Origin of the sequence: Endozoicomonas gorgoniicola, from assembly GCF_025562715.2 — a bacterium.
GTDB lineage: Bacteria > Pseudomonadota > Gammaproteobacteria > Pseudomonadales > Endozoicomonadaceae > Endozoicomonas_A > Endozoicomonas_A gorgoniicola.
The window spans coordinates 609,159-621,893 of sequence record NZ_JAPFCC010000001.1; the positions used below are offsets into that span (position 1 = coordinate 609,159).

Below are 12,735 nucleotides of genomic sequence, written 5' to 3' on the forward strand. Positions count from 1 at the left end.
ACAGTACTTTATATCAGAAGATTAAGGTAATACCCGGAAAGAAGCTCTTTCACCCTGTCTGAATATCCGCCTGTTTCTGTGTGAATCAAGATATTAGCCGGAGTCCTGTCCCCCGGTACTCCAACTCTGTTTTTTGTGATGGTCAAAACATGTCGGTGATCCTGGCGCTCTGGTTTGGAACGGATAGAAATTATCTGGTCAGACTTCAGTTCAGAGTAGGATTCAATGGCTTTTAAAAATGATGAGGTTGATAGCACTGGCAGCAAAACCCACGCTTTTCCCGAATGCGTTAAATGATGATTAATCGCTTCTGCCAGCTCATCGAAGCCAAGGTTGCAGGTATGGCGAGCCATATTGCGTTGCTTATCGGGTGCCTTCAGCGAGTTCTCAAAAAAAGGCGGATTGCAGATGATGGTGTCATAGCCATCAGGTGTGCCGGAGAAGCGTTGAATAGCCGACTGAATAACGGTTATTTGGTCAGACCATGGGCTTTGCGCAACATTCAGTCTTGCCTGACGGGCAGCATTGTCATCCAGCTCAATGGCATCAATGTGAGCCAGACTGCGCTGTGCCGCCATCAGGCTTAACAGTCCTGTTCCCGTGCCAATATCCAGAATACGCCGGCTCTCTTCGACATTCACTAATGCGCCAAACAGACAGGCATCCATGGTCACCTTCATGGCACACTGGCCCTGATCTACCCGAAACTGTTTGAACTGGAAATAGGTGTTCGATTTTCTTGCCATTTAATTAACCCTGCCCAACTGGCAGCTCTTTCTGAGTTGAAGGTTCTTTCTGAGCTGAAGGTTCTTTCTGAGCTGAAGGTTCTTTCTGAGCTGAAGGCTCTTTCTGAGCTGAAGGCTCTGGGCGTTTCGGTATTGAGAGCTTTTTGGCAGAGGGTTTGTGCTGTTGCAGAACAACGGCAAAAACAATCATCACCAGTCCGACGTAAGTGGTTGGATGAATGCTCTCCTGCACAATATTTGCGATGAAGAATAGAGAAAGGAAAGGACTCAGATAACTGATGTTACTTACGGCCGCCGTGTTCTCAGCCAGTTTAAGCGCTTTAAGCCAGAGGATATAGGCAAACCCCATTTCAACCAGACCAATGTAAGCAGCTCCCAGTAATCCTTCAATACCTGCGGGACGGAAATCAGAAGCAATAGCTGTTGCGACGATAATCCATGGCATGCCAAACAGGAAGCAGATCAGCAGGCCAACCAGTGGATCACCTTTCAGACGGGTATTGAAAATCCAGTACACTGCCCAGGCCAGTGTACTGGCAAGGGCGAGAACAACACCGACGGGGCTGCCAAAGTCAAGGTTCTGCAGCTGACCACGGGTGCTGATAATCAGTACGCCCAGATAGGCAACCAGACAACAAAAGACGTCTTTACGGCTAAGGGTTTTTCCCAGAAATGGAACAGCAAGGAGACTTAGCGCAACAGGCCAGCTGTAGTTAAGCGCCTGCGCCTGTTGGGCAGGCAGGAGTTCGTAAGCTCCGAACAGAAATATATGATAAAGAAAGGGGTTGAGTATACCGAGAAAGGCGTAGAGCCAGAATGATTCCCGGGCTTGACGGATTAACAGTTTACCTTTGTTTTGCAACAGGACAATGCTTCCAAGCAGCAGGGTAGATGTCAGAACTGACCAGAAAACCAGTTGCCAGGGGTCAAGATAATCAAGAGTCAGTTTGAACGCTGTTGCGATGGTCGACCATAACAGCGCAGTGACCAGAGCGTAACCGCATGCCTTGGATTGAGATGTCATTGCTTGCCTGTTTATTTATACACGTTTTCAAGATAGGGGCGCTTGTATAGCATATTCATAAACAGGCTGTCAGCTAATAGTTGGCAGCCTTCCATGGCTACAGCTGCGGGTTATTCTTCTTCACCGGTGACAAGACTTGCCTTGCGATTGGAAGCCCTGCCTGCGGGGGTATTGTTGTGTTCAAGTATGACTCCGCCTGCCATTGGCTTAATCCGGTCGCCGGAAATGCCCTGTTTGACAAGGTAATCCCTGACTGTATCGGCCCGGCGCTGAGACAAGTCAACGTTGTAAGCGGGTTCACCACTGTTGTCAGTGTAACCATATACCCGTAGTTTCAAATCCGGATTGTCTTTCATCTTCTGGCTAACGTTATCGAGTAATTGCCGGGAAGCATCATCAAGGTTTTCTTTGTCAAAGATAAAATAGATCTCACCCAGGTTTTCAGACACTTCCAGATAACACCCCTGTGCATCAACCGGCGCACCCTTCATGGTATTCGGGCATTTGTCCAGACCATCAGGCACACCATCGCCGTCTGAATCTATTGGGCAGCCGTGTTCGTTAACGGTCATGCCAGCAGGTGTGTCTGGACACAGATCCTGATGGTCAGGTACGCCGTCATTGTCTGAATCCACCGGGCAGCCGGACTCTCCAACTTCTACTCCCGGAGGCGTATCTTTACAAAGGTCGTAGCGATCGGAGACACCGTCGGCATCACTGTCTTTGTCAGTAAGTGCGCAAAGCAGGCCGCCAAGCAATGCCCCTACGGCGGTGCCTCCGGCAAAAGCGGCAGCACTGCCTTCTACTGCGGCACCCATAATACCACCCGAGCCACCCCCAATGAGCGCGCATTGCCCCCACCGCTTAAGACTGCCGTCAGTCGCACATCCCGATATCATGACGCTGAACAGGACTGGAATCAGAACTCCTGAATATGAGCGGGGGCTGGACATAAATAGAACTCCGGACGGATAGAAGGGACATTGCCAGATAGAGGCTGTACTCACGGAAACTGAAAAACTGTTTCTGGCACAAAATGCAACGACGACTATCTGTTTGCGTCACGGCAGAAGCAGGTTTTTAGTGCATCGTGAAAACCCACGTCCTATGGACGTGGTCATGAATGGTTGGCTCCGCCTGCCATGAACTACCCATGCTACTCCTTATCTCTGAGTTGTCCCCACAACTACTAGAGATAGGAAGTAACATGAGTAGATTTGAGAAGTTAACGCATGTCATTTGGCATTGCCAATATCATATAGTTTGGGTGCCAAAATACAGGTTTCGAGTCCTCACCGGAGCTGTAAAAGCTGAGGTTTATAACTGCATCCAGGTATTTTGTAGTCAACTTGGATGTACGGTTGTGGAACTTAATGTCCAGAATGACCATGTGCATTTGCTGGTAAAAGTTCCTCCGAAGGTTTCGATATCGAAGCTTCTGGGAACGGTGAAAGGGCGAACTGCTTTGAGGTTGTTCTCGAAGTTTCCGTACCTTAAAAAGAGGCCTTACTGGGGAAATCATTTTTGGGCAAAAGGCTATTGTGTCGATACGGTCGGAGTTGATGCAGAAATGATTCGTAAATATGTGAAGTACCAAGAGAAGAAGGAACGTCTCCAACAGGAGATAAACTTCAGGTAATAACCTGCAATCTTGGGACAGCTCTCACCAGCCTTCTTTGAAGGCTGGCGGTATCAGCCCCCTTTTAGGGGGCTTAAAGCAAAACCACGTTCTAAGAACGTGGATCATTTACTTGCATCGTGAAAACCCACGTCCTATGGACGTGGTCATGAATGGTTGGCTCCGCCTGCCATGAACTACCCATGCTACTCCTTATCTCTGAGTTGTCCCCACAACTACTAGAGATAGGAAGTAACATGAGTAGATTTGAGAAGTTAACGCATGTCATTTGGCATTGCCAATATCATATAGTTTGGGTGCCAAAATACAGGTTTCGAGTCCTCACCGGAGCTGTAAAAGCTGAGGTTTATAACTGCATCCAGGTATTTTGTAGTCAACTTGGATGTACGGTTGTGGAACTTAATGTCCAGAATGACCATGTGCATTTGCTGGTAAAAGTTCCTCCGAAGGTTTCGATATCGAAGCTTCTGGGAACGGTGAAAGGGCGAACTGCTTTGAGGTTGTTCTCGAAGTTTCCGTACCTTAAAAAGAGGCCTTACTGGGGAAATCATTTTTGGGCAAAAGGCTATTGTGTCGATACGGTCGGAGTTGATGCAGAAATGATTCGTAAATATGTGAAGTACCAAGAGAAGAAGGAACGTCTCCAACAGGAGATAAACTTCAGGTAATAACCTGCAATCTTGGGACAGCTCTCACCAGCCTTCTTTGAAGGCTGGCGGTATCAGCCCCCTTTTAGGGGGCTTAAAGCAAAACCACGTTCTAAGAACGTGGATCATTTACTTGGAACCGGGAAAGTATAGGTCAGGATGGGTTGTAGTGGTTTAATGATTCCGGACACTGAAATTGTGACCATACACTGAATTTGTTTGCGATAGCTCAGTTTACGGTAAACAAAACATGATAGTATGGTCAGGTTTTAAAATTTAACTGTCGCTGTGAGACCGATGTCTGAATAATATCCGACCATTATTTCTGTCTCGCGCGGTAGCGTGCCTGCTATAAACGGGAAAGAGGGCTTTGTACTGCATTGCCTCCTTTATTGAGGACATGAGTATAGATTTGAGTGGTTCGCAGGTCTTTATGACCCAGAAGCTCCTGTACCGTGCGGATATCATAACCATCTTCCAGAAGGTGTGTTGCAAAACTATGTCTGAAAGTATGGCAGGAGGCATGCTTTAAAATACCAGCCTGCTTTATTGCCTGTTTAACGAGCTTTTGTAAGTGGCTGTCGCTGAAGTGGTGGCGTCGCTTCCTTCCTGATCGTGGATCAAGGGACACCTTACAAGATTGAAAAACATACTGCCAGTGCAGGCTTTTGGCCTCGGCAGGGTATTTTCTGGCTAAGGCGTTAGGCATCCATACTTCATGAACGTTTTCCAACTTGTCGAGATTGTAATAATGTTCCGCTTTCTTGATCTGCTTTTTCAGGTCGGCGAACACAGGTTTGGGTAGCACTGTCACCCGGTCTTTACGACCTTTGCCGTCACGAACAACAAGGCACTGACGATCAAAATCCACGTCCTTGATCCGAAGCCTCAGAACCTCCATGAGTCTGAGACCAGAGCCGTATAATAACTGAACCATCAGCAGGGTTGATCCGGACAGAAATGACATGACACTGCGAATTTCCTCACGAGAGAGTACTACGGGTAGCTTTTGTTGTGGTTTAGCCCGGACTGCATTGATATCTTTCAGTGGTCGGCCAAGAACTTCACGATACAAAAACAGAACAGAAGAAAAAGCGAGGTTTTGTGTATTTGGAGCCACCTGCTTCTCTACAGCAAGCCAGGTTAGAAACTGAATCACTTCTTTATTTCCCATATCATCGGGATGTTTGTACCTATGATAACGAATAAATGTTTTGATCCAGTGGCAGTAGGATTCTTCCGTTCTGTAGCTGTAATGTTTAAGTCTTATCTTTTTGCGAACCCGCACCATAAGTCGCTCAGACATACTGATACCTTGTATATGTATATTTATACAGTATTTATAGCAGCCAGTTACTTTTGGTCAAATATGGACTTGTCGGCTTAATTGGAAATGATCACAGGGGCTGGCTGAATCCTTTGCAATACAAAGGTTTCAGCAGCTTCATGTATTGCGTATTATGCGGACAAGGAGGTAATCTATGCAAAATTCGGGGGTTATATAGACTTGTCCGCATATGTGGCAAAAATATGGACTCGTATGGAATTTTGGCAGGATTACGGACGAGTAAACCTACTAAGCGTTATGCAGCCATACAAAACAAAAATATTATGAGTAAAATTGCAGTTTTATCGGATATTCATAGCAATGTCTGGGCATTAGAATCAGTAATCAAAAATGCAAAAAAGAAAGGGGCAAAAAAGTTCGTAAATCTTGGCGATATCTTATACGGACCACTCGCTCCAAAAGAAACTTATGAACTTTTGCGATCCGAAGAAATGATTACTATCAAGGGGAATCAGGATCGCCAAATTTATGAGGCTAATCCAGAGGGAATCTCGGAAAATCCTACAATGCAGTTCATATTTGCAGAATTACCAAATGAAGCTCTGGAATGGATGAAGTCTTTACCTGCGTCATTATCTCTCCCAGAAGATATTTTTCTGTGTCATGGAGTCCCTGATAATGACCTGGTTTATATGGTCGAAGATGTATCATCCGGTATACCGAAGGTCAGGAATGAACATGAAATAAGACGGTTTCTTAGCAACGTATCAGAAAAGCTTGTCCTGTGTGGTCATTCACATATTCCAAGAATTATTGAGCTTACAAATAAGCAGCTTATCGTGAATCCGGGCAGTGTTGGTCTACCTGCATACAAAGATGAAGATCCGACATTGCATATTATGCAAAATTATTCCTCTCATGCTTCATACGCAATGATTGAACGCTGCACTACAGGCTGGAATGTTGAGTTTCTTAAAGTACCATATGAACTAAATAGTGCTGTGAATGCAGCGAAAGCAAGAAATCGCAATGACTGGGCTTTTGCACTCAAATCTGGTAGAGCTGCATAACAAATGGTTGCAGTTCGTTCGCTTCGCTCACCCGACGTGCCTTCGGCACGCGGCTGAACCAGGCGTTATGTGGCTTACATCCTGCGAAACCAAGAATCCTGAATCGTTAGAATTATTACTCCCCCGATAAGAATCCCGATAAAACCACCCAAAAAGGAGTACAAAAAATGAATTACACAGGAATTTTCATCGCTGGCGGGTTTACCATTCTCGGTGCTTTGATTGCCGGGGTCGTCGGTCAGCGTTTCATTGTTATCCAGATGCTCTATAACACCCGTTGGGCTGCTAACACCAAACTTCGGGAAGCGTTCAATGAAGAACTTGCCATCCTTCAGAGAAAGGCCGTCGATGAAGCAGAAACCTGCGCTATTCTTGAGCGATCCGTTATTAAGCATCAAATTGCTGTTAATGACTTCCTCATTCACCTCAAAGAGAAAGAAGTTATTGACTTTACCGATGCCTGGCTCCGGTACTATGGCTATCACGAAGAAGATGCCAAAGTTGAAGATGTGTTTTTTGAAAAATATTTTCATCATAACGATAAAGAGGGTAGAGACAACGCCATCAAAAATATTCAGGCCATTCTCTCGTTTGCCAATCCTCCAGTAGTTAAGCCGTGGTATCAATTCTGGTAATAGCAATCTAGTCGCCACATAACAATTGGTTCCAAGGGACTGCGCCTTCGGCGCACCCCCTGAACCAAAGCGTTATGCGTTCAACATTGAGGAAAAGAATGAAAGTAAAAATCAACTCAAAGAAAAAAATCCTTAAGTCATTCTTGGGATGGTTACCATTAACTCTTGTTACAATACCATTCTATTTCATATTTTTTACAGGCGGTATGATGTGGTTATTACAGACGCTAACTGCCATTGGAGAAGAAGAAATAAAGAAAATTGCTTTGCTGTTTGGAGTGTCATTTATATTCATAGGTGGATTTGGATACATAAACTGGTTAACAAAATCTCTTTCTTCATATAAATTGAGCTTAAAAAATGACGTTCTTGCAGTTTGTGGAAAAAGTGGTTGGGGAAAGCTAAACATTAAAATTCCAGCTAATACTGTTAAAGAAATAAACTTAGGTCAAAAAGCTAATACTCTTGAGAAATTATCATCAGGGAATGGGCTTATTCAGGATCAAGTTTCTTCTCGCTTAACATTTCTTAAAACTGATGGGAGTTCATTCAAACTGGACTTTGCTTCTAAAGCATTTGATATAGAATCACTTTGTGAATTTCTAATCTTTATCAAAAGCAAAGATATTGATAGCAACATAGAACGCGCATAACAAATGGTTGCAGTTCGTTCGCTTCGCTCACCCGACGTGCCTTCGGCACGCGGCTGAACCAGGCGTTATGTGCTCAAGCGTTCATCGAGAGTAATGATGATAAAAACAAAGAACTTTTTACTTGCTTTACCTGGGACAGTTATTGGGCTGTTCGTAGCGGCAATATTTTTTAATGAATACTTGATCATTGAAATAATGGCAAAGCCTGAACAAGTTAATTCCTATTATTTTGGCAGTGAAGTAATGATTGAACATGGAGGAAGAAAATACTCAAGTTCTTCAGCTTACTCCTTTTCATGTTTAGTTCTTGGCGTAATAGGCTTTATTGGTTCAGTTATTGCTCAAATTATTTCATTCTTAAGTAATAAATCGCCTGTATTTATTGCATATGTAATCAACTTAACTTCCATTGCAATAGTTTTTATGCTTTCAGTGCTTATTTGAAACTAAAAGATTAATAAAAGTACAATCATTATATTCATATCAGCTATAATTCAACTCTCAAAATTAGCTATGACTAAACATTATGAAAGTAGATGAAGAAAAAATAGATGATGCCGGATTAGCTCTATTACATCTTACACTCCATGATGATTTCAGAGCATGGAAACAACTGGATTTTGATCTCATGAATAGACTCCATGAGAAAGGCTTTATTGAAGATCCCATAAATAAAACGAAATCAGTTGTATTCACCGAAGCTGGGTTGAAAAAGTCCGAAGAATTGTTCAGAAAGCTTTTTGCAAACAATGAGTAAGCGCACATAAATCGGGTAGCCGGAGGTCTCTAACCTCCAGCCCCCACATCACACCGGCGTGCGGGTCCGCACCGGGCGATTCACCGAGGGTGGTGAAACCTGATCCACAAGTCTTTCAGGGAAACAAGCCCGAGTTTACTGAGAAAACTGTCGTTTAATGCTAACTGTGCCGCATAGGTTTTGCTTAGCCGGTAATACCCTTTGCTACTGGCTGCAATCGAGGCGGCCTTGATGTGATCAACACCTAACCTGATCAAATTTCTGTAACGGGTTTTCGGCTTTCGCCATTGTTTGATAAAACAACAGCGAATCCGCCGACGTATCCATTGATCCAGTCGCGGTATAGGACTGTAATATTCGGTTATCCTGAAATAACCCATCCAGCCCCGGATATATTCGGCCAGCTTCTTCAAGCGATATTCCATCGATACTCCCCAGCTTCGGCTGGTGAGTTTCAGGATTTTTTCGCCTGAAGCGGTTCAGACTCTTCTCCGACCAGCGGATTCGCTTCCCTGTGAAGGTAAAACTCAGGAACTCAGCTTCGGTAGCTTTCACCACCTTGCTCTTTGTCGGGTTTATCCTCAGTTTCAGCTTGCGCTCAAGGTAACGTGTGATGCTTTCCATCACTCGCTCCCCGGCTCGCTGGCTGCCAACGAGGATCACAAAGTCATCGCAGTAGCGTGCGAAGCAATGCCCCCGGTACTCCAGTTCCTTGTCCAGGTCATCGAGAAGGACATTCGACAGCAGCGGTGAAAGTGGACCGCCTTGTGGCATACCTACCCGGGTTGGGTAGCATTGCCCATCAACCATGACGCCAGCACGAAGGTAGCGGCCAATCAGCTTCAACAGACGCTTGTCGTGAATCTTTCGAGAGACTCTCGACATAAGAACATCATGGCTGACCGTATCAAAGAATTTACTCAGATCAACATCAACCGCCTGATGCAGCCCCTGCTTAATGTATCGATTAACCTGTTGTACAGCGTCTTGTGCAGACCTTCCCGGTCTGTAACCGAAGCTGCTGGGAGAGAAGTCAGGATCAAAGATGGGTGATAATACCTGCACAATGGCCTGTTGTATCACTCGATCCATGACTGTCGGGATGCCCAGCAACCGTTCTCCACCATCGGGCTTTTCTATAACAGCCCGAAGGACGGGAGATGGTCTGTAAGTCCCATTGAGTAAGGCTTGGCGCGCTGAAGGCCAGTGCTGACGGGCAAAGTCAGGATAGGCTTTAATGGTGATCCCATCTATTCCGGGAGCCCCTTTGTTACTTCTGACTTGTTTCCATGCTTTCAGCAAATTGGCAGGTTCCAGTGCGCAACTCAGTAGATCGTGGTTCAAAGCTGGTTAAAGATTCTTTCGCCAACTCCAGTGAGTCGCCGGACGGCTGCACTGTGTTGAGGGAATCAGTCTCCTCTTTTCGTCGGTGTTCAGTCCTTCGTTGACGACTTCCAATCGGATTAACGACTTCTGTCGAACAACTACTATGACGTCTGCTGACTTCTGTTCAATCACCACACAGAATTACTTCTGCAGGCGCTATTGGTGGTCATCGGGTTTGCTCGAACAGGGTGATGAACCCTGTCCGCCGAGCCTGTTGTAACCAGTGGCTGAGAACTGGGATTGACCAATCGCATGTTGAACAGACCTCCCCGGATAAGAGCATGAACTTTCAGTACACAACCGCCGCATTTACCGTATCTCTCAAACCAGAGGGCTTTGTGATCCTTGGCTCACTCGCCCACGAGACTCGGCCTTGTATACGATTTCTGTCCGTCGGCTCGCACTTTTGCAGTCAGACTGCCTCCGCACAACCCCTCGTGAGATTGCACTTGCCTTAAGCTAGTGGTTATCATCGGTGGGCTTATTCGGCTCCAGATCCGATGCTGGTTTACCCACAGGGGACTTTCACCCCATAAGTTCATGCCCATGCCGGGCGTACCAAATGGTTGCAGTTCGTTCGCTTCGCTCACCCGACGTGCCTTCGGCACGCGGCTGAACCAGGCGTTATGCGCTCAACATTGAGGAAAAGAATGGAAGTAAAAATCAACACAAAGAAAAAAATCCTTAAGTCATTCTTGGGATGGTTACCATTAACTCTTGTTGCAATACCATTCTATTTCATATTTTTTACAGGCGGTATGATGTGGTTATTACAGACGCTAACTGCCATTGGAGAAGAAGAAATAAAGAAAATTGCTTTGCTGTTTGGAGTGTCATTTATATTCATAGGTGGATTTGGATACATAAACTGGTTAACAAAATCTCTTTCTTCATATAAATTGAGCTTAAAGAATGACGTTCTTGCAGTTTGTGGAAAAAGTGGTTGGGGAAAGCTAAACATTAAAATTCCAGTTAATACTGTTAAAGAAATAAACTTAGGTCAAAAAGCTAATACTCTTGAGAAATTATCATCAGGGAATGGGCTTATTCAGGATCAAGTTTCTTCTCGCTTAACATTTCTTAAAACTGATGGGAGTTCATTCAAACTGGACTTTGCTTCTAAAGCATTTGATATAGAATCACTTTGTGAATTTCTAATCTTTATCAAAAGCAAAGATATTGATAGCAACATAGAACGCGCATAAATCGGGTAGCCGGAGGTCTCTAACCTCCAGCCCCCACATCACACCGGCGTGCGGGTCCGCACCGGGCGATTCACCGAGGGTGGTGAAACCTGATCCACAAGTCTTTCAGGGAAACAAGCCCGAGTTTACTGAGAAAACTGTCGTTTAATGCTAACTGTGCCGCATAGGTTTTGCTTAGCCGGTAATACCCTTTGCTACTGGCTGCAATCGAGGCGGCCTTGATGTGATCAACACCTAACCTGATCAAATTTCTGTAACGGGTTTTCGGCTTTCGCCATTGTTTGATAAAACAACAGCGAATCCGCCGACGTATCCATTGATCCAGTCGCGGTATAGGACTGTAATATTCGGTTATCCTGAAATAACCCATCCAGCCCCGGATATATTCGGCCAGCTTCTTCAAGCGATATTCCATCGATACTCCCCAGCTTCGGCTGGTGAGTTTCAGGATTTTTCGCCTGAAGCGGTTCAGACTCTTCTCCGACCAGCGGATTCGCTTCCCTGTGAAGGTAAAACTCAGGAACTCAGCTTCGGTAGCTTTCACCACCTTGCTCTTTGTCGGGTTTATCCTCAGTTTCAGCTTGCGCTCAAGGTAACGTGTGATGCTTTCCATCACTCGCTCCCCGGCTCGCTGGCTGCCAACGAGGATCACAAAGTCATCGCAGTAGCGTGCGAAGCAATGCCCCCGGTACTCCAGTTCCTTGTCCAGGTCATCGAGAAGGACATTCGACAGCAGCGGTGAAAGTGGACCGCCTTGTGGCATACCTACCCGGGTTGGGTAGCATTGCCCATCAACCATGACGCCAGCACGAAGGTAGCGGCCAATCAGCTTCAACAGACGCTTGTCGTGAATCTTTCGAGAGACTCTCGACATAAGAACATCATGGCTGACCGTATCAAAGAATTTACTCAGATCAACATCAACCGCCTGATGCAGCCCCTGCTTAATGTATCGATTAACCTGTTGTACAGCGTCTTGTGCAGACCTTCCCGGTCTGTAACCGAAGCTGCTGGGAGAGAAGTCAGGATCAAAGATGGGTGATAATACCTGCACAATGGCCTGTTGTATCACTCGATCCATGACTGTCGGGATGCCCAGCAACCGTTCTCCACCATCGGGCTTTTCTATAACAGCCCGAAGGACGGGAGATGGTCTGTAAGTCCCATTGAGTAAGGCTTGGCGCGCTGAAGGCCAGTGCTGACGGGCAAAGTCAGGATAGGCTTTAATGGTGATCCCATCTATTCCGGGAGCCCCTTTGTTACTTCTGACTTGTTTCCATGCTTTCAGCAAATTGGCAGGTTCCAGTGCGCAACTCAGTAGATCGTGGTTCAAAGCTGGTTAAAGATTCTTTCGCCAACTCCAGTGAGTCGCCGGACGGCTGCACTGTGTTGAGGGAATCAGTCTCCTCTTTTCGTCGGTGTTCAGTCCTTCGTTGACGACTTCCAATCGGATTAACGACTTCTGTCGAACAACTACTATGACGTCTGCTGACTTCTGTTCAATCACCACACAGAATTACTTCTGCAGGCGCTATTGGTGGTCATCGGGTTTGCTCGAACAGGGTGATGAACCCTGTCCGCCGAGCCTGTTGTAACCAGTGGCTGAGAACTGGGATTGACCAATCGCATGTTGAACAGACCTCCCCGGATAAGAGCATGAACTTTCAGTACACAACCGCCGCATT

Annotated in this window: 14 protein-coding genes and 2 pseudogenes; 8 read left to right on the plus strand and 8 right to left on the minus strand. The window is 45.7% G+C overall.

Going from position 1 to position 12,735, the window contains the following annotated elements:
• Window positions 1–8: 8 nt before the first annotated feature.
• The 3 genes from NX722_RS02775 to NX722_RS28660 all read right to left on the minus strand — a co-directional run bounded on the left by NX722_RS02775 (window position 9) and on the right by NX722_RS28660 (window position 2,588).
• Window positions 9–746 carry a tRNA1(Val) (adenine(37)-N6)-methyltransferase gene (locus NX722_RS02775; RefSeq protein ID WP_262566630.1) on the minus strand — a complete coding sequence of 246 codons (738 nt, stop codon included), beginning with the start codon at window positions 744–746 and terminating at the stop codon, window positions 9–11.
• Between the two features lie 4 nt (window positions 747–750).
• Window positions 751–1,770: a DMT family transporter gene (locus NX722_RS02780; RefSeq protein WP_262566631.1), complete on the minus strand. Its 1,020-nt coding sequence runs from the start codon at window positions 1,768–1,770 to the stop codon at window positions 751–753.
• Window positions 1,771–1,880: 110 nt separating this feature from the next.
• Entirely contained in the window at window positions 1,881–2,588 is a 708-nt protein-coding gene (locus tag NX722_RS28660; RefSeq protein ID WP_322740907.1) for an OmpA family protein, read from the minus strand.
• Between the two features lie 389 nt (window positions 2,589–2,977).
• On the opposite strand from NX722_RS28660, the gene tnpA (NX722_RS02795) reads away from it, so the two are divergent.
• Both tnpA (NX722_RS02795) and tnpA (NX722_RS02800) read left to right on the plus strand, forming a co-directional pair.
• The gene (gene tnpA / locus NX722_RS02795; protein WP_262566632.1) at window positions 2,978–3,409 is read left to right on the plus strand and encodes an IS200/IS605 family transposase; all 432 of its coding nucleotides are present in this window, start codon (window positions 2,978–2,980) and stop codon (window positions 3,407–3,409) included.
• 236 nt (window positions 3,410–3,645) lie between these two features.
• A complete protein-coding gene (gene tnpA, locus NX722_RS02800; RefSeq protein WP_262566632.1) occupies window positions 3,646–4,077 on the plus strand; it encodes an IS200/IS605 family transposase in 432 nt (143 codons plus the stop codon).
• A 328-nt stretch (window positions 4,078–4,405) separates the two neighbouring features.
• On the opposite strand, the gene NX722_RS02805 is transcribed toward tnpA (NX722_RS02800), so the two are convergent.
• Complete coding sequence (locus NX722_RS02805; protein ID WP_262566633.1) at window positions 4,406–5,362, minus strand: integron integrase; 957 nt, start codon at window positions 5,360–5,362, stop codon at window positions 4,406–4,408.
• Between the two features lie 305 nt (window positions 5,363–5,667).
• On the opposite strand from NX722_RS02805, the gene NX722_RS02810 reads away from it, so the two are divergent.
• The 5 genes from NX722_RS02810 (at window position 5,668) to NX722_RS02830 (ending at window position 8,459) form a co-directional block, all read left to right on the plus strand.
• Complete coding sequence (locus NX722_RS02810) at window positions 5,668–6,414, plus strand: metallophosphoesterase family protein (RefSeq protein WP_262566634.1); 747 nt, start codon at window positions 5,668–5,670, stop codon at window positions 6,412–6,414.
• Window positions 6,415–6,581: 167 nt separating this feature from the next.
• A complete protein-coding gene (locus tag NX722_RS02815) occupies window positions 6,582–7,049 on the plus strand; it encodes a hypothetical protein (RefSeq protein WP_262566635.1) in 468 nt (155 codons plus the stop codon).
• Window positions 7,050–7,147: 98 nt separating this feature from the next.
• On the plus strand, window positions 7,148–7,702 hold the full coding sequence (locus NX722_RS02820; protein ID WP_262566636.1) for a hypothetical protein: 555 nt from the start codon (window positions 7,148–7,150) through the stop codon (window positions 7,700–7,702).
• Between the two features lie 69 nt (window positions 7,703–7,771).
• Window positions 7,772–8,146 (plus strand): hypothetical protein, encoded by a 375-nt coding sequence (locus NX722_RS02825; RefSeq protein ID WP_262566637.1) that lies wholly within the window; start codon window positions 7,772–7,774, stop codon window positions 8,144–8,146.
• Between the two features lie 82 nt (window positions 8,147–8,228).
• Window positions 8,229–8,459, plus strand: coding sequence for a DUF6429 family protein (locus NX722_RS02830; RefSeq protein ID WP_262566638.1), 231 nt, complete (start codon window positions 8,229–8,231; stop codon window positions 8,457–8,459).
• An 80-nt stretch (window positions 8,460–8,539) separates the two neighbouring features.
• Here the strand turns inward: NX722_RS02830 and NX722_RS02835 are convergent, their stop codons facing one another.
• The 3 genes and pseudogenes from NX722_RS02835 to ltrA (NX722_RS02845) all read right to left on the minus strand — a co-directional run.
• A complete protein-coding gene (locus tag NX722_RS02835) occupies window positions 8,540–8,716 on the minus strand; it encodes a hypothetical protein (RefSeq protein WP_262568759.1) in 177 nt (58 codons plus the stop codon).
• 51 nt (window positions 8,717–8,767) lie between these two features.
• Window positions 8,768–8,884 (minus strand): annotated as a pseudogene (locus NX722_RS02840) (group II intron maturase-specific domain-containing protein); the annotation flags it as partial.
• Between the two features lie 61 nt (window positions 8,885–8,945).
• Window positions 8,946–9,803, minus strand: a pseudogene (ltrA, locus tag NX722_RS02845) (group II intron reverse transcriptase/maturase); the annotation flags it as partial.
• Between the two features lie 692 nt (window positions 9,804–10,495).
• On the opposite strand from ltrA (NX722_RS02845), the gene NX722_RS02850 reads away from it, so the two are divergent.
• Window positions 10,496–11,050 (plus strand): hypothetical protein, encoded by a 555-nt coding sequence (locus NX722_RS02850; protein WP_262566639.1) that lies wholly within the window; start codon window positions 10,496–10,498, stop codon window positions 11,048–11,050.
• A gap of 70 nt (window positions 11,051–11,120) precedes the next feature.
• Here NX722_RS02850 and ltrA (NX722_RS02855) read toward each other — a convergent pair whose 3' ends face one another.
• Complete coding sequence (gene ltrA, locus NX722_RS02855; protein ID WP_262565434.1) at window positions 11,121–12,383, minus strand: group II intron reverse transcriptase/maturase; 1,263 nt, start codon at window positions 12,381–12,383, stop codon at window positions 11,121–11,123.
• Window positions 12,384–12,735: the final 352 nt, after the last annotated feature.

Bases quoted from the DNA above. Each gene is read 5' to 3' on its own strand.
- NX722_RS02850 (WP_262566639.1), top strand. From the start codon at position 10,496: ATGGAAGTAAAAATCAACACAAAGAAAAAAATCCTTAAGTCATTCTTG.
- NX722_RS02805 (WP_262566633.1), bottom strand. From the start codon at position 5,362: ATGTCTGAGCGACTTATGGTGCGGGTTCGCAAAAAGATAAGACTTAAA.
- NX722_RS02780 (WP_262566631.1), bottom strand. From the start codon at position 1,770: ATGACATCTCAATCCAAGGCATGCGGTTACGCTCTGGTCACTGCGCTG.
- NX722_RS02830 (WP_262566638.1), top strand. From the start codon at position 8,229: ATGAAAGTAGATGAAGAAAAAATAGATGATGCCGGATTAGCTCTATTA.
- NX722_RS28660 (WP_322740907.1), bottom strand. From the start codon at position 2,588: ATGGGTGCCGCAGTAGAAGGCAGTGCTGCCGCTTTTGCCGGAGGCACC.
- NX722_RS02775 (WP_262566630.1), bottom strand. From the start codon at position 746: ATGGCAAGAAAATCGAACACCTATTTCCAGTTCAAACAGTTTCGGGTA.
- tnpA (WP_262566632.1), top strand. From the start codon at position 3,646: ATGAGTAGATTTGAGAAGTTAACGCATGTCATTTGGCATTGCCAATAT.
- tnpA (WP_262566632.1), top strand. From the start codon at position 2,978: ATGAGTAGATTTGAGAAGTTAACGCATGTCATTTGGCATTGCCAATAT.
- NX722_RS02820 (WP_262566636.1), top strand. From the start codon at position 7,148: ATGAAAGTAAAAATCAACTCAAAGAAAAAAATCCTTAAGTCATTCTTG.
- NX722_RS02810 (WP_262566634.1), top strand. From the start codon at position 5,668: ATGAGTAAAATTGCAGTTTTATCGGATATTCATAGCAATGTCTGGGCA.
- NX722_RS02815 (WP_262566635.1), top strand. From the start codon at position 6,582: ATGAATTACACAGGAATTTTCATCGCTGGCGGGTTTACCATTCTCGGT.